The organism is uncultured Chitinibacter sp. (assembly GCF_945957625.1).
In the GTDB taxonomy this organism is placed as follows: domain Bacteria; phylum Pseudomonadota; class Gammaproteobacteria; order Burkholderiales; family Chitinibacteraceae; genus Chitinibacter; species Chitinibacter tainanensis.
Window position 1 is genome coordinate 701289 of record NZ_CAMFLP010000001.1, and the last position, 24387, is coordinate 725675.

Annotated in this window: 23 protein-coding genes and 1 tRNA gene; 9 read left to right on the top strand and 15 right to left on the bottom strand. The window is 56.6% G+C overall.

Features of this window, described 5'->3' with window-relative positions:
- Nucleotides 1–48: 48 nt before the first annotated feature.
- From infB to rimP, 3 genes are read right to left on the bottom strand one after another with little or no spacing between them, the layout of a single operon-like run.
- Entirely contained in the window at nucleotides 49–2757 is a 2709-nt protein-coding gene (infB, locus tag QV747_RS03220; protein WP_273429049.1) for a translation initiation factor IF-2, read from the bottom strand.
- 22 nt (nucleotides 2758–2779) lie between these two features.
- The gene (gene nusA / locus QV747_RS03225; RefSeq protein ID WP_028449410.1) at nucleotides 2780–4252 is read right to left on the bottom strand and encodes a transcription termination factor NusA; all 1473 of its coding nucleotides are present in this window, start codon (nucleotides 4250–4252) and stop codon (nucleotides 2780–2782) included.
- A 49-nt stretch (nucleotides 4253–4301) separates the two neighbouring features.
- Nucleotides 4302–4736: a ribosome maturation factor RimP gene (gene rimP, locus QV747_RS03230; protein ID WP_047391810.1), complete on the bottom strand. Its 435-nt coding sequence runs from the start codon at nucleotides 4734–4736 to the stop codon at nucleotides 4302–4304.
- Between the two features lie 220 nt (nucleotides 4737–4956).
- Between rimP and QV747_RS03235 the strand changes: the two genes are divergently transcribed.
- The 3 genes from QV747_RS03235 (at nucleotide 4957) to QV747_RS03245 (ending at nucleotide 8224) form a co-directional block, all read left to right on the top strand.
- Nucleotides 4957–6618 (top strand): AMP-binding protein, encoded by a 1662-nt coding sequence (locus QV747_RS03235; RefSeq protein WP_273429052.1) that lies wholly within the window; start codon nucleotides 4957–4959, stop codon nucleotides 6616–6618.
- A 26-nt stretch (nucleotides 6619–6644) separates the two neighbouring features.
- Nucleotides 6645–7790 carry a PilT/PilU family type 4a pilus ATPase gene (locus tag QV747_RS03240; RefSeq protein ID WP_028449413.1) on the top strand — a complete coding sequence of 382 codons (1146 nt, stop codon included), beginning with the start codon at nucleotides 6645–6647 and terminating at the stop codon, nucleotides 7788–7790.
- 89 nt (nucleotides 7791–7879) lie between these two features.
- Complete coding sequence (locus tag QV747_RS03245; protein ID WP_047391802.1) at nucleotides 7880–8224, top strand: ArsC family reductase; 345 nt, start codon at nucleotides 7880–7882, stop codon at nucleotides 8222–8224.
- A 76-nt stretch (nucleotides 8225–8300) separates the two neighbouring features.
- Here QV747_RS03245 and QV747_RS03250 read toward each other — a convergent pair whose 3' ends face one another.
- Together QV747_RS03250 and QV747_RS03255 are read right to left on the bottom strand one after the other, a co-directional pair.
- On the bottom strand, nucleotides 8301–9059 hold the full coding sequence (locus QV747_RS03250; protein WP_273429053.1) for a pyridoxine 5'-phosphate synthase: 759 nt from the start codon (nucleotides 9057–9059) through the stop codon (nucleotides 8301–8303).
- A gap of 120 nt (nucleotides 9060–9179) precedes the next feature.
- Nucleotides 9180–9962, bottom strand: coding sequence for an inositol monophosphatase family protein (locus QV747_RS03255; RefSeq protein ID WP_028449416.1), 783 nt, complete (start codon nucleotides 9960–9962; stop codon nucleotides 9180–9182).
- 71 nt (nucleotides 9963–10033) lie between these two features.
- On the opposite strand from QV747_RS03255, the gene QV747_RS03260 reads away from it, so the two are divergent.
- Nucleotides 10034–10816 carry an RNA methyltransferase gene (locus QV747_RS03260; protein WP_051258805.1) on the top strand — a complete coding sequence of 261 codons (783 nt, stop codon included), beginning with the start codon at nucleotides 10034–10036 and terminating at the stop codon, nucleotides 10814–10816.
- A gap of 85 nt (nucleotides 10817–10901) precedes the next feature.
- On the opposite strand, the gene QV747_RS03265 is transcribed toward QV747_RS03260, so the two are convergent.
- The 3 genes from QV747_RS03265 to QV747_RS03275 form a co-directional block, all read right to left on the bottom strand.
- Nucleotides 10902–11261 carry a carboxymuconolactone decarboxylase family protein gene (locus QV747_RS03265; RefSeq protein WP_273429056.1) on the bottom strand — a complete coding sequence of 120 codons (360 nt, stop codon included), beginning with the start codon at nucleotides 11259–11261 and terminating at the stop codon, nucleotides 10902–10904.
- Between the two features lie 110 nt (nucleotides 11262–11371).
- Entirely contained in the window at nucleotides 11372–12775 is a 1404-nt protein-coding gene (locus tag QV747_RS03270) for a PhoH family protein (protein WP_028449419.1), read from the bottom strand.
- 57 nt (nucleotides 12776–12832) lie between these two features.
- On the bottom strand, nucleotides 12833–13291 hold the full coding sequence (locus QV747_RS03275) for a peroxiredoxin (RefSeq protein WP_028449420.1): 459 nt from the start codon (nucleotides 13289–13291) through the stop codon (nucleotides 12833–12835).
- A 165-nt stretch (nucleotides 13292–13456) separates the two neighbouring features.
- Between QV747_RS03275 and dcd the strand changes: the two genes are divergently transcribed.
- The 3 genes from dcd to QV747_RS03290 all read left to right on the top strand — a co-directional run bounded on the left by dcd (nucleotide 13457) and on the right by QV747_RS03290 (nucleotide 15092).
- The gene (gene dcd, locus QV747_RS03280; protein WP_028449421.1) at nucleotides 13457–14032 is read left to right on the top strand and encodes a dCTP deaminase; all 576 of its coding nucleotides are present in this window, start codon (nucleotides 13457–13459) and stop codon (nucleotides 14030–14032) included.
- 24 nt (nucleotides 14033–14056) lie between these two features.
- Nucleotides 14057–14130 (top strand) — tRNA-Gly (locus tag QV747_RS03285).
- Between the two features lie 245 nt (nucleotides 14131–14375).
- A complete protein-coding gene (locus QV747_RS03290) occupies nucleotides 14376–15092 on the top strand; it encodes an SDR family oxidoreductase (RefSeq protein WP_273429058.1) in 717 nt (238 codons plus the stop codon).
- 127 nt (nucleotides 15093–15219) lie between these two features.
- Here QV747_RS03290 and QV747_RS03295 read toward each other — a convergent pair whose 3' ends face one another.
- The gene (locus QV747_RS03295; RefSeq protein ID WP_273429060.1) at nucleotides 15220–15666 is read right to left on the bottom strand and encodes a hypothetical protein; all 447 of its coding nucleotides are present in this window, start codon (nucleotides 15664–15666) and stop codon (nucleotides 15220–15222) included.
- A 228-nt stretch (nucleotides 15667–15894) separates the two neighbouring features.
- Between QV747_RS03295 and QV747_RS03300 the strand changes: the two genes are divergently transcribed.
- Complete coding sequence (locus QV747_RS03300; protein ID WP_273429061.1) at nucleotides 15895–17076, top strand: winged helix-turn-helix domain-containing protein; 1182 nt, start codon at nucleotides 15895–15897, stop codon at nucleotides 17074–17076.
- Between the two features lie 90 nt (nucleotides 17077–17166).
- Here QV747_RS03300 and QV747_RS03305 read toward each other — a convergent pair whose 3' ends face one another.
- The 6 genes from QV747_RS03305 to QV747_RS03330 all read right to left on the bottom strand — a co-directional run bounded on the left by QV747_RS03305 (nucleotide 17167) and on the right by QV747_RS03330 (nucleotide 23264).
- Nucleotides 17167–17868, bottom strand: a complete 702-nt coding sequence (locus QV747_RS03305) for a DUF3313 domain-containing protein (RefSeq protein WP_273429062.1) — start codon at nucleotides 17866–17868, stop codon at nucleotides 17167–17169.
- Nucleotides 17869–17989: 121 nt separating this feature from the next.
- The gene (locus QV747_RS03310; protein WP_273429064.1) at nucleotides 17990–19150 is read right to left on the bottom strand and encodes a MalY/PatB family protein; all 1161 of its coding nucleotides are present in this window, start codon (nucleotides 19148–19150) and stop codon (nucleotides 17990–17992) included.
- Nucleotides 19151–19183: 33 nt separating this feature from the next.
- Nucleotides 19184–20764 carry an ABC transporter substrate-binding protein gene (locus tag QV747_RS03315; protein WP_273429065.1) on the bottom strand — a complete coding sequence of 527 codons (1581 nt, stop codon included), beginning with the start codon at nucleotides 20762–20764 and terminating at the stop codon, nucleotides 19184–19186.
- Between the two features lie 104 nt (nucleotides 20765–20868).
- Entirely contained in the window at nucleotides 20869–22140 is a 1272-nt protein-coding gene (locus tag QV747_RS03320) for a Y-family DNA polymerase (protein ID WP_273429067.1), read from the bottom strand.
- Entirely contained in the window at nucleotides 22115–22591 is a 477-nt protein-coding gene (locus QV747_RS03325; RefSeq protein WP_047391774.1) for a LexA family transcriptional regulator, read from the bottom strand. The genes QV747_RS03320 and QV747_RS03325 overlap by 26 nt, the downstream gene beginning before the upstream one ends.
- A 49-nt stretch (nucleotides 22592–22640) precedes the next feature.
- Complete coding sequence (locus QV747_RS03330; protein WP_028449443.1) at nucleotides 22641–23264, bottom strand: TetR/AcrR family transcriptional regulator; 624 nt, start codon at nucleotides 23262–23264, stop codon at nucleotides 22641–22643.
- Nucleotides 23265–23397: 133 nt separating this feature from the next.
- On the opposite strand from QV747_RS03330, the gene QV747_RS03335 reads away from it, so the two are divergent.
- Entirely contained in the window at nucleotides 23398–24387 is a 990-nt protein-coding gene (locus QV747_RS03335) for a 5'/3'-nucleotidase SurE (RefSeq protein WP_273429069.1), read from the top strand.

Consider the following 24387-nt stretch of genomic DNA (forward strand, 5'->3'; position numbering starts at 1 on the left):
CCCTGCGGACTTGCGCTGCCATCAGGCTACATAAAGCAGGTGCGGCAATTACAGCGTCCGCGCCACTTCGATCACCTCGAAGACTTCCAGCTGGTCGCCGACTTGCAGGTCGTTGTAGTTCTTCAGCTGCAAACCACACTCGAAACCGGCTTTCACTTCTTTGGCTTCGTCTTTGAAACGCTTCAGGTTTTCCAGCTCGCCCTGGTGGATCACGGTGTTGTTGCGCAACAGACGGACGCCTGCAGTGCGTTTCACCAAACCATCCATCACCAAACAACCGGCGATCGTGCCAACTTTCGACACGGTAAATACCTGACGAACTTCGACCAGACCGATCACTTGTTCGCGTTTCTCTGGTGCCAACATGCCGGACAGAGCAGCTTTCACATCATCAACTGCGTCGTAAATGATGTTGTAGTAACGGATATCCACGCCATCCGCTTCGGCCAGCTTGCGGGCCGCGGCATCAGCGCGCACGTTAAAGCCAATCACCACAGCTTTTGACGCCAAGGCCAAGTTGACATCCGACTCGGAAATACCACCCACCGCACTGTGCAGAATCTGCACGCGCACTTCGCTGGTCGACAGCTTTTGCAGGCTCTGCGACAGTGCCTCGCTCGAACCTTGTACGTCGGCCTTGATGATGATTGGCAGGTTTTGCACTTCGCCTTCGGCCATCTGCGCAAACATGTTTTCCAGTTTCGCGGCTTGCTGGCGGGCAAATTTCACATCGCGGAATTTACCCTGACGGAACAGCGCGATCTCACGGGCTTTTTTCTCATCCGCCAAGACCATCGCATCTTCACCAGCGGCTGGCACTTCCGACAGACCGAGAATCTCAACCGGAATTGAAGGGCCGGCTTCGTTAATCTGCTTGCCGTTTTCATCCAGCATCGCACGGATACGACCGTACACTTGACCGGCCAGGATGGTATCGCCCTTGCGCAGCGTACCCGATTGCACCAGCAGTGAAGCCACCGGACCACGACCTTTATCCAGACGCGCCTCGATGATAATCCCTTTAGCCGGGCCATCGACTGCTGCAGTCAGCTCCAATACCTCGGCTTGCAGCAAGATCGCATCCAGCAGCTCGTCAATCCCCATGCCTTTCTTGGCAGAGACAGGGATAAACTGGGTATCACCACCCCATTCTTCTGGCACAACTTCTTGCGCCACCAGCTCTTGCTGAATGCGTTCCAGATTGGCTTCTGGCTTATCGATCTTGTTCACCGCTACCACAATCGGCACACCGGCGGCTTTCGCGTGGTGAATCGCTTCGATGGTTTGAGGCATCACACCATCATCCGCCGCTACCACCAGCACCACGATATCGGTCAGCTTGGCACCACGGGCACGCATGGCGGTAAACGCCTCGTGACCAGGGGTATCCAGGAAGGTAATCATACCCTTACCGGTTTCAACGTGGTAGGCACCGATATGCTGGGTAATCCCGCCGGCCTCGCCTGCCGCCACCTTGGCGCGACGGATGTAGTCCAGCAGCGAGGTTTTACCGTGGTCAACGTGACCCATTACCGTTACCACTGGTGCGCGTGGCATCAGATCGTGTTCGGCTTTCTCGGTATCGCCCAGATAAGTTTCCGGATCATCCAGCTTGGCAGCTTTGGCCACGTGACCCATTTCTTCCACCACGATCATCGCGGTTTCTTGGTCCAGCACCTGGTTGATGGTTACCATCATGCCCATCTTCATCAGCGTCTTAACAACTTCAACGCCTTTTACTGCCATTTTGTGTGCCAGATCAGCCACGGAAATGGTTTCTGGCACTTCAACTTCATGCGTTACTGGCTCAGTTGGCGCCTGGAAGCCGTGCGCATTGTCGTTGTTGTTCTGTTTTTTGCCACCCACTTTGCGCGACTTCCAGTCATTGCTACCAGCATCGCCACCACGGGTTTTCAGCGCTTTCTTGTTGCGGCCATCATTCCAGCCGCCTTTTTCATCTTTTTTCGCACCGGCCGGTTTTTTATCGGCCGATTTCGCAGGCGCTGCGGCTGGCGCTGGTTTTTCCGGCGCTTCCAGCGGCGTATCGCGCGGGCGACGGAAATCAACACGGGCACCAATACGTGGACGATCAGCTTCATGACCCGGCTTCACATGCGGTTTAACCGCAGGCTTGGCAGCCGGTGCTGGCGCAGCAACTGGCGCAGGCGCGGCTTCAACCACCGGGGCTGCCGCTACGACTTCAGCTACAGGCTCCACTGGGGCGGCCACTTTCTCAGCCACCGCAGGCTCAACGGCCGCTGGCGCCACCGGCTCAGCCGCCGGTTTAACCGCCGCTTCAGCAGCCTTGGCTTCACGGTTTTGCTTCGCCTGCATTTCCGCAGCTTGAATCGCCGCCAATTCGGCCTGGCGTTTGGCTTGCGCCTCACGATTTTGGCGCTCGGCTTCATCAATCACTGGCGCAGCATTGCCAGCTGGCACCGCCGCAGTCGCAGCCGCGATCACATCCGGTGACACTACGCGTTTTTTGCGCACTTCAACCTGGATCGTCTTGGCTTTGCCCGTGGCATCCGTTTTACGGATTTCGGTGGTTTCTTTGCGCGCGATGGTGATCTTGGGCTTGTCGCCAGCCTGACCATGCTTTTGTTTCAAATGCTCAAGCAGACGTGCTTTGTCGTTGGCACTCAGGGTATCGTCCGCGCTGCTTTTTTGTACACCCGCCGCACGCAGTTGCTCGATGAGCTCCTGCGTGGGCATTTTTAGTTCTGCTGCAAATTGACTGACTTTGGGTTCACTCATTGATTACTCTCCCGCGCCTCGATTAAGCGAACCAGTGTTCGCGCGCTTTCATGATTAGTTGTTTGGCCGCTTCTTCATCGATTCCGGTCATCTCGGTCAATTCATCGACTGCCAGCTCAGCCAAATCATCACGGGTATGTACGTCGTTCTCGGCCAGTTTTGCAGCCAGTTCGGCGGTCATGCCGTCCAGCGATTTCAGGTCTTCGCTTTGATGCTCGAGTTTCTCTTCGCGCGCAATGGCTTGCGTCAACAGAGCGTCACGAGCGCGTGAGCGCAGTTCGTTCACGGTCTCTTCATCAAATGCTTCGATTTCCAGCATTTCATTCAATGGCACATAGGCCACTTCTTCCAGCGTATTAAAGCCTTCTTGCACCAACACGTTGGCGACATCTTCGTCAATGTCGAGTGCTTGCATAAAGAGTTCACGCACTTTCGTGTATTCCTCTTCATGTTTCTGCTCGGCTTGATCAACGGTCATGATGTTGAGTTTCCAGCCAGTCAGCTCGGAAGCCAGCTTCACGTTCTGACCACCGCGGCCAATGGCCATCGCCAGATTGTCTTCATCCACCACCACATCCATGCTGTGGTTGTCTTCATCGACGATGATGGAATTCACTTCAGCGGGCGCCAGTGCATTGATCGCAAATTGCGCCGCATCAGGTGACCACAACACGATGTCTACACGCTCACCGGCCAGCTCATTGCTCACGGCATTCACGCGGGTACCACGTACACCGATACATGTGCCTTGTGGGTCAACACGTTGATCGTTCGATTTCACGGCGATTTTCGCGCGCATCCCTGGATCACGGGCCACGCCCTTCAGCTCGATCAGGTTGTTTTCGATTTCCGGCACTTCCAGCTCAAACAGCTTGGCCATAAATTCAGGTGCAACCCGGCTTAGCACCAGTTGCGGGCCACGGCCCAAGCGATCGATACGCAACAGGAAAGCCTTCGCCCGGTCGCCCACGCGCAGGTTTTCTTTCGGGATCATTTGATCACGTGGCAGCACGGCTTCCAGCTTGCCCATCTCAATGATGGCATTACCGCGCTCGATGCGCTTGATAGTGCCAGTCACAATGTGCTCGCGGCGCTGCAGGAAATCATTCAGATTTTGCTCGCGCTCAGCATCACGGATTTTTTGCAAAATCACTTGCTTAGCGGCTTGCGCACCAATACGGCCAAATTCGATTGGCTCGAGCTCAACTTCCCACACATCACCCACTTTCAGGTCGGCGCTGTAATCAGGCGCATCGGTGATGGCGATTTGGCGTGACGGCTCTTCGTGATCGTTATCTTCAACCACTTCCCATACACGGAAACTACGATGTTCACCGGATTGACGATCAATCGAAACACGAATCTCAACTTCGTCTTCGTAACGTTTTTTGGTTGCCGAAGCCAGCGCCATTTCCAGCGCGGTAAACACCACATCCTTCGCAACATTTTTTTCGTGGGCAAGTGCTTCTACCAGCACCAGAATTTCACGATTCATTGATTATTTCCTCCGGCGAAATGCTTTGCCAAATAGTCGGGCAAGATATTTAAAACTGCGGCTCAAGGCGTACACGATCAATCTGTGACAACGGCAGATTCAGCACCTCGCCATCCACATCGACCACCACGCATTCGTCGATAAAACCTTTCAGCAACCCCACGAGGTTGCGGCGGCGATCAGGCAGCGGCAAGCGCAGCTTTACGCGCACCTTCTGGCCGGCAAACCGTTCAAAATCGGCCGGCTTTTTGATCAGGCGATCCAACCCAGGAGAAGACACTTCCAGCCGCTCGTAAGGAATCTCTTCCACCATAAACAGACGCGTGAGGTGATTACTGACCTCAACGCAATCATCGATGGTGACCCCGCCTTCCTTATCGATAAAGATGCGCATCAAACCATTCGCACCCAACTCGAAATCGACCAGCTCGTAACCCATTGCGGGCAATGTGTTATCCAAGACTGACTGTAAATTAACCGCCATGACCGTATTTTTGCTCCAGAAACAAAAAATGGGCTGCAATACTTGCGCCCATTCGTAAGCACTCCCACCACAGCGGGCGCCGCTAAGCACCTGCCACAATGAAGATTTTGGGGAATTCTATCAGAAAGTCTTTGTCAACGAAATACCACTGGTGAGCAAATGAGTTGAATTCAAACGCGATTTAACCCTACAGTACAACCAACTTGTAAGGAGAAGCACCATGGAAAAGGTATGGCTAGCCAACTACCAAGACGGGGTTAGCGATCAGATTAATCTGGATGAATTTGGGTCGATCCCCGAAGTCATGGCCAGTAGTGTCCGCAAATTCTCCCAGCGCCCCGCATTTGTGAACATGGGCAAAGTACTGAGCTATCAAGACCTTGATACGCTATCGCGTCAATTTGCCAGCTATTTGCAAAATGTCCTGAAACTCCCCGCCGGTAGCCGCGTGGCGGTGATGTCACCTAATTTATTGCAATACCCCGTCGCCATTTTCGGGATTTTGCGCGCCGGCTATGTGGTCGTGAATGTTAACCCGCTCTACACCCCGCGCGAGCTGGAACACCAATTGAAAGACGCCGATGCGGCGGCAATTGTGATTTTGGCCAATTTCGCCCATACCCTCGAAGCCGTGATTGCGCGCACCACCGTGAAGCACGTGATCGTCACCGAAATCGGCGATTTACTCGATTGGCCGAAACGCTGGCTGATCAACGCGGCGGTGAAATACCTAAAGAAAATGGTGCCGCCCTATACCCTGCATGGGCATATTCGTTTTAACGATACAATATCAGGCGGCCAGCAACATACCCTGCAAGAGCCCAAACTCACCCACGACGATCTAGCCTTTTTGCAATACACTGGTGGCACTACGGGCGTGGCCAAAGGCGCCATGCTCACCCACGGCAATATCGTCGCCAATATGCAGCAAGCGCACGCCTGGATTAAACCCGCCGTGAAGGAAGGCGAAGAGATCATTGTAACCGCCCTGCCGCTGTATCACATCTTTTCGCTCACCGCGAACTGCATGGTGTTCAGCAAAATCGGCGCGACCAACTTGCTGATCACCAATCCGCGCGATATTCCTGCCCTCGTTAAGACCATGGCGCAATACCCTGTGACCTGCATGACTGGTGTGAATACGCTATTTAATGCTCTACTGAATAATGCCGAGTTTGCCAAGCTGGATTTCTCGACATGGAAATTAGCCCTGGGTGGCGGCATGGCAGTCCAGCATGCGGTCGCCGAGAAGTGGAAACGCGTTACTGGCGTGCCATTGGCAGAGGCCTACGGTCTCACCGAAACCTCACCCGCCGCGGTGATCAACCCGATTAATATCAAAGAATACAATGGCATGATCGGGCTGCCGATTTCGCAAACCGACGCCGAGATTCGCGATGAAAATGGCCAGCCTTTACCGGCCGGGCAAGCGGGCGAATTATTCTTGCGCGGCCCGCAGGTCATGAAAGGCTACTGGCAACGCCCGGAAGAAACTGCCGCCGTTTTGGGGGCCGATGGGTTTCTGGCCACCGGTGATATTGCGGTGATGCAGCCGAGTGGTTATTTCCAGATCGTGGATCGCAAGAAAGACATGGTGCTGGTATCTGGGTTTAATGTTTACCCGAATGAAGTGGAAAACGTCGTCGCCGAGATGGCGGGCGTGCTGGAAGTGGCCTGCATCGGCGTCGCCGATGAAAAAACGGGTGAAGCCGTCAAACTGGTGATCGTGAAAAAAGACCCCGAGCTCACCAGCGAAGCGGTGATCGCGCATTGCCGCCAGCACCTCACTAACTATAAAGTACCGCGCATCGTAGAGTTTCGCGATAGCCTGCCGAAATCAAATGTCGGTAAAATATTGCGGCGAGAATTACGCCAACCCTAACCTGCGCTGCCCGCGTTGAGAGCAATATGAATCTTTTGCCTTTTTTTAAGTTGATGGCTGAGCGCAGCGCGTCAGATTTATTTCTGGCCGCTGGCTCCCCGATTGTGATCAAGATTCAGGGTGCTTGCCACCCCGTGAACAATCAGGTGCTCAGCGCCGAACACGTCAAACAGCTGGCTTACCAGCTCATGGGCCCCGAACGGGTGGCTGTATTCGAGCGCGAGCTGGAAATGAATATGGCCTATCCCGTGCCCGAGATCGGCAATTTCCGGATCAACGTCTTTAAATCACGCGGCACCGTAGCGCTGGTGGCCCGCTACATCAAACCGCGCGCCGACACCCTTGAAGAGCTCAGCATGCCGCTGCTGCTCAAAGACTTGGTGATGGAAAAACGCGGGATCATCCTGGTGGTGGGCGCCACTGGCTCGGGTAAATCGTCGACGGTATCCGCCATGCTGGAGCACCGCAATGAAAACCACAGCGGCCACATTCTGACGCTGGAAGACCCGATCGAATTTATCTATTCGCACAAAAAATCGCTGGTGAATCAGCGCGAAATTGGTACTGATACGCACAGCTATCACGACGCGCTACGCAATGCGATGCGCGAAGCACCTAATGTGCTGATGCTGGGCGAAATCCGCGACCAGGAAACCATGACCTACGCCATGCAATACGCACAGGCCGGGCATTTGTGCATTTCTACCCTGCACGCCAATAACAGCTACCATTCGCTGAGCCGGATCGTGAATTTTTATCCGCAAGAAGCGCGCGAATCGCTGCTCTACGATATGTCGACTTCACTGAAAGCTATTATTTCGCAACGGCTAGTGCGCACCAAAACGGGCAAACTCAAACCCGCGGTCGAGGTCATGCTCAACACCAACCGGATCGCCGAGCTGATTCGCAATGGTGAGCTCTCCGATATTAAAGAGGCGATGGAGCAAACGCTGGCCGAAGGCTCGCAAACCTTCGAGCAATCGCTGTATCGCATGTACCGCGCTGGCGAGATTGAATTGGACGAAGCGCTGCGTAATGCCGACTCGGCCACCAACCTGTCGTGGATGGTGAATAACGCACAAACCGTCGCCGAGCAGGAAGCCGCGCGCAGCAATAAAAACAAACCCGTCGAAGACGAAGACAACCTCAGCTTCGATATGCCGCTGCACTAAGCCCGCTGCAATTCATACGCGGCGCGACTTGTTCGCGCCGCAACTATTTCTACCGCCGCCATCTGCGCGCGCCATCAGGAACATAACCCATGCATCTTTACGGAATTCCGAACTGCGATACCGTTAAAAAAGCCCGCACCTGGCTCGCCGAGCAAGGCCATGACTACCACTGGCATGATTTCAAAAAGGAAGGTGTACGCATTGAAGAGCTCACGCGCTGGTGCAACGCAGTGGGCTGGGAGAGCGTACTGAATCGGCAAGGCACCACTTGGCGCAAACTGGATGAAGCCACCAAGGCCAGCATCGTCGATCAGGCCAGTGCCATTGCAGTACTGCAGGCCAATCCATCGATGATCAAACGGCCAGTGCTGGAGCGTGACGGGCTCACCCTAGTGGGTTTCAAACCTGAGCTCTATGCCGCGCACATAGGCTAAACTCAAGTTCCAAAATCAAGGGTATATGCTTGTAGACTTTGATTTAAAAAGGCTGCAAGCACATACCCATCATCAATTACGCTGCGCGCGCAATCGCGGCCAAATAGCCCTGCACCGTTTGCGCATAACCGACCTCCAGTGCGTCAGCAATCAGCGCGTGGCCAATCGAGACTTCTTGCAGCCCCGGTACCGCGGCAACAAAGCGGGTGAGATTGTCCTGATTCAGATCGTGACCCGCGTTAATGCCCAGGCCAGCGGCCTGAGCCGCTTGCGCCGCCGCCACAAAGCCCGCCAGCACGGGCTCTTGCTCGGGCGTGCCGTAGGCGATGGCATAGGTTTCGGTGTACAGCTCGATCCGGTCGGCCCCCAACTCGGCCACATAGGCCATCATTTCCGGACGTGGGTCCATAAATAGACTGACCCGCACACCAAGCGCGTGACATTCCGCAATCAAGGGGCGCAGCACCGCCATATCCTGCGGCAAGGTCCAGCCTGCATTGGACGTGAACTGATCCACCGTATCGGGCACAAAGGTCGCCTGATGCGGACGATATTGGCGGATAAAGTCCATCAGATTATGTGTAGGGTTGCCCTCAATATTGAACTCGGCCTGCGGCCAGTTTTGCATCAGGACGGCAAGCTCAGCCACATCGTTAGCGCGAATATGCCGCTCATCCGGGCGCGGATGCACGGTAATACCCTGCGCGCCAGCGGCCAGACACAGCTCCGCCGCGCGGGTGACACTCGGAATCCCCAAATGGCGGGTATTACGCACCAAGGCCACCTTGTTCACATTCACCGACAAGGCACAGCGCGGATGTTTTGTAGCAGACATAAACACTCCAGCCCGAAACCGCCCCAAGAGCCGGCCCCGGCACAATCAAAAAAGCAGCGACAAAAAAGCCGACTTTCGTCGGCTTGGGTTCCGGCCGGAGCCGGCAGGGGCAAGGCCCGCTTATTGGCGGTGGCTGCGAATCACTTGCAGCATTTGCCCAAAGACCCGCGGCGTACCACACAGTACATCGCCAGACTCAAGGTATTTCTCTTCGCCATTCAGGTCAGTCACCAGACCACCGGCTTCTTGCACAATCAGCGTACCAGCCGCGATATCGTGCAATTTCAGATCAAACTCAAAGAAGCCATCGAAGCGACCGCAAGCCACATACGCCAGATCCAGCGAAGCCGCGCCTGGGCGACGCACGCCAGCAGCTTTTTGCGCCATATCGCGGAAGATATTCAGATAGGTTTCCAGGTTTTCAAAGCGGGTATATGGAAAACCGGTGCCCACCAGCGCATCAGACAACTCGCGCACTTTTGAAACGCGAATCCGGCGATCATTCAGGAATGCGCCCACGCCACGCGTGGCGGTGAACAAATCATTGCGGTTCGGGTCATACACCACGGCCTGAGTAATCACGCCTTTGTGTTCCAGCGCGATAGAGATCGCATATTGCGGGAAACCATGCAAGAAATTGGTGGTGCCATCCAGAGGATCGATAATCCAGACGTACTCGGAGTTGCCGCGCGCACCCGACTCCTCTGCTAGAATCGCGTGATTCGGATACGCCTCAAGAATGGTATCGATAATCGCCTGCTCAGCAGCGCGATCAACTTCCGATACGAAATCATTGTGGCCTTTCTTTTCAGGGGTAATCAAATCCAGATTGTTGGACGCCCGTTGGATAACGGTTGCCGCACGGCGCGCAGCGCGCACCGCAGTGTTCAGCATTGGATGCATGGTTTCTCGATTTAAAAGAACATTATTAAGGATATATTCTACCTGCCTTGGCCCGCAGAATAAACCCAGCCATGAATAAAGAAATCAATAAAAATCTCCACGCTGGCGACGAAACCGCCTGTTTGCCACAGATTCGTGTGGTGCTTTCCCATACCAGCCACCCCGGCAACATCGGCTCCACCGCCCGCGCCATGAAAACCATGGGTCTGACCGATCTGTATCTAGTCAACCCGAAAGAATTTCCATCCGAAGTGGCCACCGCGCTGGCATCCAGCGCGGATGACATCCTCGCCAATGCCAAAGTAGTCGGTAGCCTGGCCGAAGCTTTGGCCGGCACCACCATGCAGGTGGCGCTCACAGCCCGCCGGCGCGAGCTCTCGCAAGCATTGCAAACCCCACGGCAAATCGCGCCGGAGATCATCCACACCGCGCGCAGTGATAAACAAGTCGCACTAGTGTTTGGCGCCGAGACCAGCGGCCTGACCATTGATGAGCTTAACCTTTGCAGCCATCGGGTTTCGATTCCGACCAATCCGCACTATTCCAGCCTGAATCTATCGCAAGCGGTACAGGTGCTAACCTACGAGCTACGCACTAGCTGCTTTGAACAGGATTATCTGGATGTGCAACATCTGGACGAAGAGCGTGAGCTGGCAAGCCACGAAGCACTGGAAAAATTCTTTGAACACCTCGAAGAAGTCCTGCTGCGCATCGGCTTTTTGCGCCCGCATGCACCAAAGCGGCTGATGCCACGCCTGCGCCGGCTGTTTGTCCGCGCGCGCATGGAGCGCGAAGAGGTCGACATCATGCGCGGCATTTTGAAAGCCACCACCGAGTTTGATCGCAAATTTTAAGTGGCAAAAAAAATGAAAAAGGGGCCACAAGCCCCTTTTTTATACCTAGCCTGCAGATACCCCACTAGGTATTGCCTTGCAGACCTTATTTGGCCGCCACTTCACCGCTATACTCTTCATACGCCAGCATCGCCTCGGCAGCCGTCATCATGCTGGGGCCACCGCCCATATACACCGCCACCTGCAGCATTTCCAGAAACTCGGCGCGAGTTACCCCTAGTTTTACGCAGGCTTGGGCATGAAAGCCCAAGCAGCCCTGGCAGCGCGCCGCAATCGCGATCGCCATGGCCATCAATTCTTTGTGTTTTTTGCTGATCGCCCCGTCGGTGTGGGTGGCCTTGGTCAGCGCGCCAAACGCTTGCGCGGTATCGGGGATTTCCTGATTAAACTCGCGCAGCTTGCCGCTGATCTCGCGCACGATCTGGTGATAATGTTGTTCGCTCATGCTGTTTCTCCTGTTTTTATCAGCTTAGCCAGTGTAAAACTACTGTTGACCGGCGGCCTTGCGCCAAAACAAAACCGCGCTTGCGCGCGGCTTTGTACCTACCCACCGACTTACAGCACATCCGCGGCGTAATCCGCCAAGCGCGAACGCTCGCCACGGGTGAGCGTGATATGACCCGAATGCTGCCAACCTTTAAATCGATCCACCACATAGGTGAGGCCCGATGAACCCTCGGTGAGGTAAGGCGTATCAATCTGGCTGATATTGCCCAAACAGACTACCTTGGTGCCCGGCCCCGCACGGGTAATCAGCGTTTTCATCTGCTTGGAAGTCAGATTTTGCGCCTCGTCGATGATCAAAAATTTATTCAGGAAGGTGCGCCCGCGCATAAAGTTCAGCGATTTGACTTTGATGCGGCTGCGGATCAGATCCCGCGTGGCTGCGCGGCCCCAATCACCGGCTTCGCTGTCGGTTTGGTTGAGCACATCCAGATTGTCTTCCAGTGCCCCCATCCACGGCAGCATTTTTTCTTCCTCGGTACCGGGCAGGAAACCGATATCTTCCCCCACAGGCACAGTCACCCGGGTCATGATGATTTCGGAGTAAATCTTCATCTCCAGCGTTTGTGCCAAACACGCAGCCAGCGTGAGCAGCGTTTTCCCCGTCCCGGCCTGCCCCAGGAGCGACACAAAATCGACATCAGGGTTCATCAAGAGATTTAGCGCAAAATTTTGCTCGCGATTGCGTGCGGTAATACCCCAAATGGCGTTTTTACTGTGGCTGTAGTCTTTCAGGCTTTCGATTACGGCTTTTTTGCCATCAATCGAGAGTACCCGCGCCTGCAAGGGTTGTTCGCCAGTTTGAAACAGCATCTGGTTTACATACAGCTCGGTCACATCCGGCCCCTGAATGCGCCAGTAGCTGCGCCCCCCTTCTTGCCAGCTTTCCAGGTCTTTGCCATTGCGTTCCCAGAAATTCTGGTCGATTTCACGCATGCCGGTGTAGAGCAGATCGGTGTCTTCCAGCACCTTGTCGTTGGTGTAGTCTTCCGCCGCCAAGCCCATCGTGCGCGCTTTGATGCGCATATTGATGTCTTTGGAAACCAATATCACTTGCCGTTTGGGCTGCATGGCCTGCAGATGATGCACCACGCCCAGAATCTGGTTATCGGCCTTGCCCATCGGCAATTGCGACGGCAGCACACTGGTAATGGCTTCGGATTGCAAGAATAAGCGCCCGGTGGCCTGCCCTTTACTCACTTCTTCCAGCGGCACGCCCTCTTGCAGCTTGTGCTCCATGCCGGCCACCAGCTCTTCCATAAAGCGGCTAGCCTGCCGGGCATTTCGTGCCACCTCGGTCATGCCTTTTTTATTGGAATCGAGTTCCTCCAGCGTCATCATCGGAATAAACAGATCATGTTCCTGAAACCGATACAGCGAGGTTGGATCATGCATCAGCACATTGGTGTCCAGCACAAACAGCTTGCTGACTTTCTGTGTTTTTTTGGTCGCCATGCTGCGTTCCTCCTGAGGTGGGCACAAAAAAGCGGCCAGAAGGCCGCTAAGGAATGACTACTTGAGAGACTGCACGAAGCTGAGCACTTCGGCTGCGTGATTGGGGACTTTCACCCCGCGCCATTCGCGGAGTATCTCGCCCGAGGCGTTGATCACAAAGGTGCTGCGCTCAATACCCCGCACCTGTTTGCCATACATGTTTTTGAGTTTCATCACTCCAAAGGCTTCGCAGGCTTGCTCTTCAGGGTCGGAAATCAATTCAAACGGCAAGCCCAGCTTGGCTTTGAAGTTTTCGTGGCTTTTCAGGCTATCGCGCGACACGCCAAATACCGCGGCACCCGCCGCCAGAAACTGGGCGTGCAGATCACGAAAATCGGCAGTTTCGGTGGTGCAACCAGGGGTATTGTCTTTCGGGTAAAAGTAAATCACCGCCAGCGGGGTGGTCAGGGCAGCCAGATCAAACTGGCCGGCATTGGTCGTGGGTAAAGCCAGTGCTGCACAAGTGGCAGAAGACATGTAAACGCATACTCCGTGATGTTGTTTTAGCTTTCTTTCATTCTCGGCAATTGGCCCTGCCAAGGCAAGGAACACAACAGCCCGTAATGCTTATCTGGGGTGGCGTAGTATCGAATACAAGATGCAGATACAATACGGGCTAAATATTTACAGGCGTGTGACAGCATGAGCATCAAATCTGACAAGTGGATCCGCCGCATGGCGCAAGAGCACGGCATGATCGAGCCCTTTGTGCCAGGCCAGGTCAAAGAAATCAATGGCGAGCGGATTGTCTCTTATGGCACCTCTAGCTATGGCTATGACATCCGCTGCGCCGACGAATTCAAAGTCTTTACCAATCTGAATTCCACCATCGTTGACCCGAAAAACTTCGACCAAAATAGCTTTGTAGATGTATCGGGCAAGGGTTATTGTATTATCCCGCCAAATTCATTCGCGCTGGCGCGCACGGTGGAATACTTCCGCATTCCGCGCAATGTGCTCACGGTGTGTCTGGGCAAATCCACCTACGCCCGCTGCGGCATTATTGTGAACGTAACCCCGTTCGAGCCGGAGTGGGAAGGCTATGTGACGCTGGAATTCTCCAACACCACTCCGCTGCCAGCCAAGATCTATGCCAATGAAGGTGTGGCGCAAGTGCTGTTCTTTGAAGCGGATGCCGATGACATCTGCGAAACCAGTTACCGCGATCGTGGCGGCAAATATCAGGGCCAACACGGCGTAACGCTACCCAAAACCTGAAATGCTGCTATAATGCTTGCTTTCGCGGGCGTCGTATAATGGTAATACCCAAGCTTCCCAAGCTTGTGCCGTGGGTTCGATTCCCATCGCCCGCTCCAGATTAAACAAAAAGCCCATGCTCGCATGGGCTTTTTGTTTGCCGTCTGTTTCTGCACTCCCCCATCCGATGGGTGCCAAAGCTCGGCTAGCCGCTATTAGCCCGCCGTACATCATTCGCCCCCCACTTAGCTATTTACCTACAATGTCTAATTACACGTTCAAGCGGCATCATATCTACGCCAAACTAGACGACTGGTCTAATAGAATAATGACTTGATGATTGATTGATGCAAAGGAGCAAATCATGAACAACGTTAATTTAGCTGGGCAACAGATCGTGATTTTAGGGGGCAGCTCAGGTTTGGGTCTGGCCACCGCACAGCGTGCGATTGATCAGGGGGCTCGCGTGCATATCGGTGCGCGCAATGCAGATCAATTGCAAACAGCGCTACAGCAACTTGGCCCACAGGCCAGCGGCGATGTCTTGGAGATAAGTGATGAAGCTTCAATCAGAGCTTTCTTTGCCAAGCTCACCCAGCTTGATCATCTGGTCATTACCGCGGCCAATAATGCGCCGGGCTTACTGTTGGATACCCCAGTCGAGCAGCTGCGCATTAGCATGGATACGCGTTTTTGGGGGGCGGTGCGCGCTATTCAGGCTGCTGCGCCCAAAATGCCCGCGCATGGCTCGATTGTGCTGACCTCGGGCATGATCAACCAACGCCCACGCCCCGGCATGGCCATCGTGGCCGCGGCCGCCAGCGCGGTGGAAAGTTTGGCGCAATCCTTGGTCGCCGAGCTCGCTCCGCGCCGGATTAATGTGATTAGCCCTGGCCCCATGCAAACCCCTTTGCTACAAAGCGCCATGAATACAGCCCAGCTCAAGCAGCTGGCAGAGCAACAGCCCTTGCAACGCATCGGCGATAGTGACGACTACGCGCAGGCGGCCCTGTTTGCGCTCAGCAATCCTTACCTGAACGGCAGTACCATTCAGCTGAATGGCGGCGCAGCCTGGGTATGAATTGGCCCGACGCTGTGGTTTAGATGCAGCAAGCATGCTGTTTACCACCGTTCACGGCACTAAACCGCCGCCAGCGTAGTGCACCCATGCAGATGCACTGCGCCAGTGGCGTCAGTTAGCGTGGCGCTTAACCGTGAACAGCCGGCATCACTACCGCTTGCGTACCCTGCCCCAGTACCGTGCCACCCTGCTCAGCCGCATATTGCGCTGCGCTGTGGTGATCCGCAAACCAGAGTTTAAGCTGGCCAGCCCCGCTGGCCATAAATTGGGCCGCCTGCAATTGCGGCGCGGCGCCCTGCTGCAAAACGGGGCGAAAAGCTTCCCAGCTGGCAAAACCGGCTTCCAGCGCGAGCATACGCAGCACATGTTTGCGCTGCACCGTGTGGCGCTGCTGAAATAGCTGCGGCAAAGTCGGCTGACCGCACACGCCGGTGTGCAAAATCCGGCGCAAAATCGGCAATGCCAGCGCCGGCGAATCGGACTGCGCCGCGCGGTGATATTGCCGGGCCTGACGCAAATAAAATTGCACGGCGGCCGAGTCGGGGGATGAAGGGGTTAAATCTGTATTGGGCATACCAGCTCCTTAAATAGTGGCCATCTCGCTGTGAGCCACGGAGGGTATGCAAGCTAAAGGCTTGCGCAAAAAATCAGGTGTTTGCACTTTCGCGAGTTGGGCGTCCAGTCAGCCCATGGGTATGGTAATCAATTGCCGGCGCAAAGCAAAGTGACACGCGATAATTCTTTCCCAAGCGTGTTTGCCGAGCGTATGATACAGAACATTCGTTCACCCCATTTTGCCATCATGCTTACACCCCATCTGCGGCAACTGGCGCTCAGCGCCCAAGGGCTGAGCTCGCCCAATCCATTCGGCACGGGTCTGGCCGGCACGCAGGCAGCGATTGAGCACCTGGGCTATGTGCAGATCGACACAATTGCCGTGATCGAGCGCGCGCACCATCACGTGCTGTGGACACGCGTGGCGGATTACTCGCCACAGTGGCTTAATCAGCTGGTAGCGAGCGGCCAGATTTTTGAATACTGGTTTCACGCAGCGGCCTATCTGCCGATGCGCGATTACCGGTTTGCCCAGCATCGGATGGGGCTGGTGCGCGATGGCCTATGGCAGGCCTACCGCGATGTGCCCACCACGCTATTGCAGGAAATACGCCAGAAAATCGCGCTGGCCGGGCCACTAAGCACCCGAGCGCTGAATCAGGGTCACGGCAAAAGCCAGGGCTGGTGGGATTGGGGCCCGGCCAAGCGCGCGATTGAAAAGCTGTTTCTGCGCGGTGAGGTGATGGTGCGCGAGCGGCAAGGCATGGAAAAGATATATGACCTCACCGAGCGCGTGCTCCCTGCGGGTGTCGATACCCGCGCGCCCAGCCGGGCAGAATATGCCGAGTATCTGTTTGCGCTGTATCTACGTAATCAGGCGGTGATCACGCTCAAGCAACTGAATCATTTGCAAGCCGATCGACAGATCAAGGCCTTATTGCAAGAACAGCTGGCCGCCGCCGTTCGCGACGGCCGGGTGCAGCCGCTCACCGATACCCACTCAACCCAACAAAAAACCCCATGGGGGTATATCAATACCGAGCATTATTATCAAGAATCAGCCAGCATTACCCCACCCCAACTTCATCTACTCTCGCCATTTGATAACGCCATCATTCACCGCGAACGCCTGCAGCAGCTGTTTGGCTTTCAGTACACCTTGGAATGCTATGTGCCCGCGGCCAAGCGGCAGTTTGGGTATTTTTGTTTGCCGATTTTGTATGGCCACGATTTTGTCGGCCGGCTGGATTGCAAGGCGCATCGGCGTGAAGTCCGACTGGAAATACTGAGCCTGCATCTGAGCGCCGACTTCCGAGCCGACGCTGCATTTAGCCAAGCGCTGCGCGCGCGCCTGCAGGATTTGGCGGCATTTAATCAGTGCCAAGTGGTGGACGAGCGGGCGATAACTGCCCAGTTACCGCGCAATTAGCGCGCTTGTAGTGCGAATAAAAAAGGCCAAGCGTGAGCTTGGCCTGCTGCGTATCGCGGGCGATGGTTCGCCGCTTTAGATGTTGGCTGCTTACGATGCTTTGCCCATGGCTTTGGCCAGCTGCGCAGCGGATTTTTTGGTGAGTTTATCGATTTCACGCTCCAGATAATCCAGCGTAATGGCTTTGTCTTTCACCTTGGTTTTGCGGGTTTCTTTCAGATGCACCGTGCCGGCCAACAGCTCACCGCTGCTTGCGTCTTCCAGCTGCGCCATGGTCCCTACGCGCACCAGATACGGCTCTTTGCCGACCGCCATTTTGGCGATATTGATGGCGGCTTTGGCGGGTAGCACATCAATCAGATCCAGCCCCGGGCGGGTTTGCGCCAGCCCTGTTACCGCAAAACGCAGGCGCAGGGTGTTGGCATCGGCGGTTTCTACCACTTTAATGCCCTGCTTTTGTAATTCGATGCTAAGTTTGGCTTTGAAGTAATTGGCAATCTTGCTGGCCTCATTCGGTTGCAGCAGCTCCCATTCCTGATTATCGCCCTGACGCAAAAACAGGGGCGCTTCCACAATCACTTGCTGATAGCTCGGCAGGCTCACGCCGGGCTTGAGATACACGCGCTGGCTGGGGTCTTTGGCATCGAGCTGATAAGCCGAAAGCGGAATGGTAAACAGATTATCGCGAACGGCGCTGGTGGCGCTGCTGGCGGCGGCCGTGTTTTCGGCCCAAACCGCTGGGGTGGTCAATAAGGCTGCGGCCAGCATGGCGGCGGTGAAGATCGGTTTCATCGTGGTATCCCTGTAGTTTTCAAACAAGATGATGGTCAGCGCTAAAGTGGCACGCACGTAAGTCGGTATGATGGGTTTTAAGTTCATTGTCAATTTTACCCAAGCACCCGGGCCGCCGGCGTCAGTATTGTTGCAACAGTCCCTCCAGCCGTTGCAAGGCCAGCGCCAGCGTAGTGGGGCTGCAGCCAAAATTTAAGCGCACCCAGCCCGGGAAACCAAAATCAGCACCATCCGATAAACCCAGCCCATGCGCCTCAAACACCGGCAAAGGCTGGCGCGGATCGATGGCGCGGGCATCAATCCAGGCCAGATAAGTGGCTTCGGGCACGGTGAGCTTAAGGCCACTGGTCGGATAGCGCGCAAACAGCGCCGCCAGCGCGGCCCGATTTTGCCGCAAGGTATGCAGTAATTGGGCATGCCAGGCGCCATCGGTGCGGTATGCCGCTTCAGCGCCCAGATAACCCAGCACATTCACGGACGGCACCAGCCCGGCCATTTCGCGGCGAAAGCGCGCCCGCAAGGCCGCATCGGGAATCACCGCCAGCGCGCAGCCCAGCCCGGGGATATTCCAGGTTTTCGAGGGTGCCAATAGCGTGATCGTGCGCGGAGCAAAATCGGCGTCCAGCGCGGCAAATGGCTGATGCTGCAGGCCCTCGTCCAGCAATAAATCGCAATGTATCTCGTCAGAGCACACAATCAGATTGTGTTGGCGGGCAATACCCAGCAGGGTATCGAGCTCATCGCGCTGCCAGGCCCGCCCAACCGGATTATGCGGATGGCACAAGAGCAAGAGCCGGGTGTGCGGGGTGATCGCCGCCGTCAGGGCCGCAAAATCAAACTGCCAGCGCCCCGCTACTTGCTGCAGCGGCACGGCAATCAGCTCGCGTTGCGCCAACCCCGGCGCGCGCAAAAACGGCGGGTAGACCGGGGTCATGGTCAGCACGGCATCACCGGCCTGCCCCACGGCGCGGCATGCCAGATTCAGCCCTTGCACCAGCCCCGGCAACCACACCAGCCAATCGGCCTCGATCTGCCAGTGGTAGACCCGCGCGGCATAATCCTGCACCGCCTCGACCAACGATGCCGGCGGGTTGGTATAGCCCAGCACCCCATGCTGCAAGCGGGCGGCCAGCGCGGCCAATACCTCGGGTGGCGCAGCAAAATCCATATCCGCCACCCACAGCGGCAAAATATCTTGCCCGGCGTATTTATCCCATTTCAGGCTGGCCGTGTGCGCGCGGCTGGGGGGCTGCGTAAACGCGCTCGGCAGTGTTTCGCTCATGCTCTCTCCTTCCCGATCTCGTTGTGTGCCGGCTTAACGTACGTGCACACTGGCCCAGCTTTGCCGGCCAAACGGGTTAACCACATAGCCATTCACTTTCGGCGAGCTAATCACCGCGGCCAGCGGGTGCGCCAGTGGGATCCACAAGGCTTGCTCGGCAATCTGCCGCTGCGCTTGCTGATAATACTGGCTGCGCTTGGCCTGATCGGCGGTAGCCCGCCCCGCCTGAATGGCACCATCGAGGGCTTTATCGCAATAGCGGGCAAAATTGAGACCCGACTCGACCGAGGCGCAGGCAAATTGCGGGGTAAGGAAGTTATCCGGGTCGCCGTTGTCGCCACTCCAGCCCATAAACAGCAGATCGTGTTCCCCGGCCTTGGCGCGCTTGATTAGCTCACCCCATTCGATGGTCTTGATCTCGGCTTTCACCCCGATTTGCGCCAGATCGGCTTGCAGCAGCTCGGCGCCCGCTTTGGGGTTGGGATTGAGCGTACTGCCATTGGGTCGGACCCAAATCGTGGTACTAAAGCCATTGGGCAGGCCGGCCTGTTTTAACAGCTGGCGCGCCTTGGTGACGTTGCGGCCGTTTTGTTTGGGCGGCAGATAGCTCCAGGTGGTGGGCGGATACACGCCCAGCGCGGCGGTGGCAGTGCCTTCAAAGACACGGGCCAGATAAGTATTACGATCAAACGCCAGATTCAGCGCTTGCCGCACGGCGACTTTATCCAGCGGCGGGTGGCTGGTATTGATGGCGACAAAGCCGGTGCCAAACATCGGCGTACTCAGTACTTTGAGCTTGGGGTCATTCTTGGCGGCAATCAGCTCTTGCGGCTTGGGCCCCAGCGCCAGATCACACTCACCCGCTTTCACTTTTTGCACCCGTACCACCGGGTCGGGGGTAATGGCGTAAATCAGCTTGTCGGCCTTGGGTTTGCCGGCCCAGTAGGCCGGATGCGCGTCATAGCGGATCACCGCGTCTTTTTGATAGCTTTTGAGGGCAAATGGGCCGGTGCCGATCGGTTTGCTATTTAGGTCTTTTTGCGCGCCCGCGGCTTCGAGCTGGGCGGCGTATTGCGCCGAGTAGATCGAGGCAAAGCCCATGCTCAAGAGCGGCAAGAAGGTGGCATTGGGCTCACTCAGGGTAAATTGCACGGTGTAATCGTCGAGCTTGCGGATCTCGCTAATCAGCTTATCGAGCTGAAACGATTTGGCGTGCGGATAGCCACTGACCGCCGTGCCATACCAGGGGTGATTGGAGTCGAGCATGCGCTGAAAACTAAACAGCACATCATCGGCATTCAGCGGCCGGCTGGGGCTGAAATAATCGGTGCGCTGAAACGCCACATTGCGGCGCAGCTTGAAGGTGTATTGGCGGTTATCGCTGCTCACCTGCCAGCTTTGCGCCAGACTCGGCAATAATTTGCCGCTGGCCGGGTCAAATTCCAGCAGCCGATTAAAGATCGGATCGGCCGCCGCATTGGTGTTGGTTAGCGAGTTGTATTGCACCACATCAAAGCCATCAGGGCTGGCTTCGGTACACACCACCAAAGGCTTGGCCAGCGTCATACCGGTAGCCAGTATACCCAGCAAACCCATCATCAATTTTGCTTGCATCGCGATACCCCTGTTGATTTTTGAACACTACGGCAAATCCAGCCGTGGCCGGCACAGGGTTTGATCTTAACGATTTATCGCGGCAATGTCAGTCTCATTTCAGCTTAACGCGCATAGGCAGTGGGCAAATCTTCCCAGCGGGTGGTCCAGCTGGGCGAGCGGCGCAGCTGGCGCATACTCCAGCCCGGCTGCTGGCCACCACAGCTGGCCAGCCGGATGCGGCCACGGCCAAAGCGCTGGTTAATCTGATCCAGCGTGGCATTGAGCCCCGCGCGGCGCAGCGGATCGGCGCTGGCGGCAAACAAATGCCCCTGCACCGCCTGGCGCGGGCACAAATCGCTCAAAATCACCCCCGCCTTGGCATAGGCATAACCGGGCTGATACAGCCGCGCCAGCAGCCACAGCGCCACCCGCGTTAGCTGCACGGTGTCATCGCTGGCCTGCGCCAGCGGAAACACCAGATGCCGGCGATACTGCGGCGCCTCGGCGCGAAAGGGATTCGTGCGGATAAACAGCCCGATGCTGCCCGCGGCCGACTGCTGCCGGCGCAGTTTTTCGGCCGCGCGGGCCAGATAAGTGCTAATGGCTTCGGCTAATTCCTGTTGGCTATATACCGGCCGGCCAAAGGAGCGACTGCAAAGGATTTGCTGCTTATCGGCCACCGCGCTTAAGGGCAGGCAACTGAGGCCATTCAGCTCTTGCACCGTGCGCGCCACCGGCAGGCCAAACTCGGCCCGTAGCTGGCTGGCGCTGGCTTGCTGCAAATCCAGCACGGTATGTATATGCCGCAAAGCCAAGCGCTGCGAGAGCTGGCGACCAATACCCCAGACTTCATCCACCGGCGTGGCCGCTAGCCACGCCTGCCGCTGCGTCGGCGTCAGCGTGCGCCAATCGCACACGCCATTGAGCTCAGGCCGCCGTTTGGCCCAGGCGTTGCAGAGCTTGGCCAGCGTTTTGCTAGGGGCAAAGCCCACGCAGACCGGCAGCCCGGTATGCTGGCGCACCCGCTGGCGAATCTGCTGACCAAAGGCTGCGCTATCGATCGCCATGCCCTGCAAGCCCAGAAAACACTCGTCGATGCTGTAGATTTCCTGCCGCGGCGCCATCTGCCCCAACAGCTGCATCACCCGCGCGCTCATATCAGCATACAGAGCGTAATTGCTGCTCAGGGCCACAATGCCATGCTGGCGAGCCAGCGCCTGCAATTCGTGCCAGGGCGCGGCCATATTCAGGCCCAGCGCTTTCACTTCATTGCTGCGCGAGACAATGCAGCCGTCGTTATTCGACAGCACCACCACCGGGCGTCCTTCCAGCTCGGGCTGAAAGACCCGCTGGCAGCTCACATAAAAATTATTGACGTCGACGAGGGCGAACATCTTGGCGAAACGCCTGATAGCAGCCAATCACCACGCCCCAGACTTCCAGGCTTTGCCCTTCTTGCAGCACCAGCGAAGGATAAGCGGGGTTTTCCGGCACCAGCGCCAGATGGCCATTGCGCATAAAGAGCCGCTTGACGGTGAAATCGCCATCCAGCACCGCCACCACCACATCGCCGTGGCGAGCTTCCAGCGCCCGATCCACCACCAGCAAGGCGCCGTGGGCAATGCTGCGCGCCGGATCCGGACCCTGCATGCTGTCACCATCCACGGTAAAGAAAAACGTCGCCTCCGGGTGGCGGATAAAACGCTGATTAAAATCGACCCGCTCTTCGGCCCAATCTTCGGCCGGCGACGGAAAGCCGGCCGGCACCCGCACCCCCATCAGGGGCACCGGCTGCGGCGGCATCTCGGGCGAACAGGGCCAGGGGCCCAGCAAACGACTGAACATGGCAAAACCTCATCACAGCAAGCAATGCCACCATTATAGAACGATTGTTCTATTTGCGCGAGTCGCTCGCCGCGTCGCCGCCCTGCCGCTGCTGATTCAGCGCCTGCAAAATTTCGCTCAAGCCCAGCGGCACCGGCAATTGCGCCAACAGCCAGCGCAGCGCCGCCATCACCGCCTCGGGCCGCGTTTCGGGCTGAAAAGCCTGCAGCGCAGCGCCATGCATCAGCAAGCGCAGCGCTAATAATTCGGGCTCATCGGCCGGCTGTTCGGCCAGTAATTGCTGCTCGGCTTCCTGCATCAGCGGCGCCAGCGCGGCCTGCAGCTGGGCATCGCCGCGGGCGGCCATCCACAGCTCCAGCAAAGCGCGGGTGGCATTCGAAGGCGCTTGGCTGCTGAGGCTATACAGCACCAGATACAACCGGCTGCGCACATCCAGCCCAGCCAGTGGCGCGAGGCGCTCAGCCTGGCCATCCACCACCCAGCGGGCAAAGGCGGTTAAGAGTTGATAGCGACCAGCCGGAAAGTGATAGCGCAAAGCGCCACGGCTCAGTTGCGTGCGCTGGCAAATCGCATCTTCGCTCCAGGCCGCATAGCCTTCGGTGGCCAGGAGGGTTTCGGTAGCGCGCAGTAGCGCCAGCTGAGTGGCTTGCGCGCGAGGTTGCAGACTAGACATGGCGGCATTGTTACAACCCGCCTACGCCGCGTCAACCACGAGTCAGCCTTGGCCGTGGCGAATTTATGCCATGGTCACAAAACATACATCTTTGTATGTTTTCATGGCGACACTTTTCCACGGAGACACTTGCATGACTCGCTCTTCCTTGCTGCTAGGCAGCCTCGCCATGGCGTTGGCCAGCCCCAGCTTTGCCCTCAATATTGTGTTAACCAATGACGATGGTCTCACCAGCAATCTGAAAGCGCTGTATGAAGCGCTCAAAGCCAAAGGCCATGATGTCATCGTCTCGGTGCCATGTACCGGCCAGAGCGGGATGGGGGCGGCAGCAAAATTTCTCACCCCGCTCACCCCGCTCTCGACCAGCAATGCCGATCCGAAAACCGGTGGCTGCCTCAATGGCGCGGCCAGCGCCGGTGAGCCGGCCGTAGGTAAAATGAGCAAGGCAGGCTTTACCAATGGCGACTACCACTATGTGAATGGCACGCCGATTATGGCCACCATGTATGGGCTGGATGTGCTGGCAATGAAACGCTGGAATAAAGCCCCAGATCTGGTGCTCTCCGGCCCGAATGAAGGCCAGAACGTAGGCAGTATCGTTAATAGCTCGGGCACGGTTAGCAATGCCCAGTTTGCCGCTGCCCGTAGCCTTGCTGCGATTGCGCTAAGCGCCGATAGCAACACCACCGATAACACCAATCTGGCCAACCCACTCTCGAGCACCGTCGCGCAACTGAGCCTTACCCTGCTTAATCAGCTGCAAGCCAAGGCCGGTAGCGGCCCGCTGTTACCCGCGGGCCTGGCGCTGAATGTAAATTTCCCTAAAGATCTCAGCAAACCTAGCTGGCGTTTTGCCAAATTTGGCAGCTACAACCTGTATGCACTCAAATTTGTGGAAGACCTTGGCAATGATCCGGCGGCCAAAGCCTACGGTCTGGGCAACTATCATTTCCCTGGCGTTACCATCAGCCCGGTCAGCACGCCAGCCAGCGCCCAGCAGCAGGATGACGAATCGGCCGTGGTACAAAACCAGATTGCCGTCACCGCCATGCAGGTGGGCTTTGAGCATCGCCCCCAAGCGCAAACCTGGTTGCGCTTGCGTCTGCGCGAGTTATTCCAATGA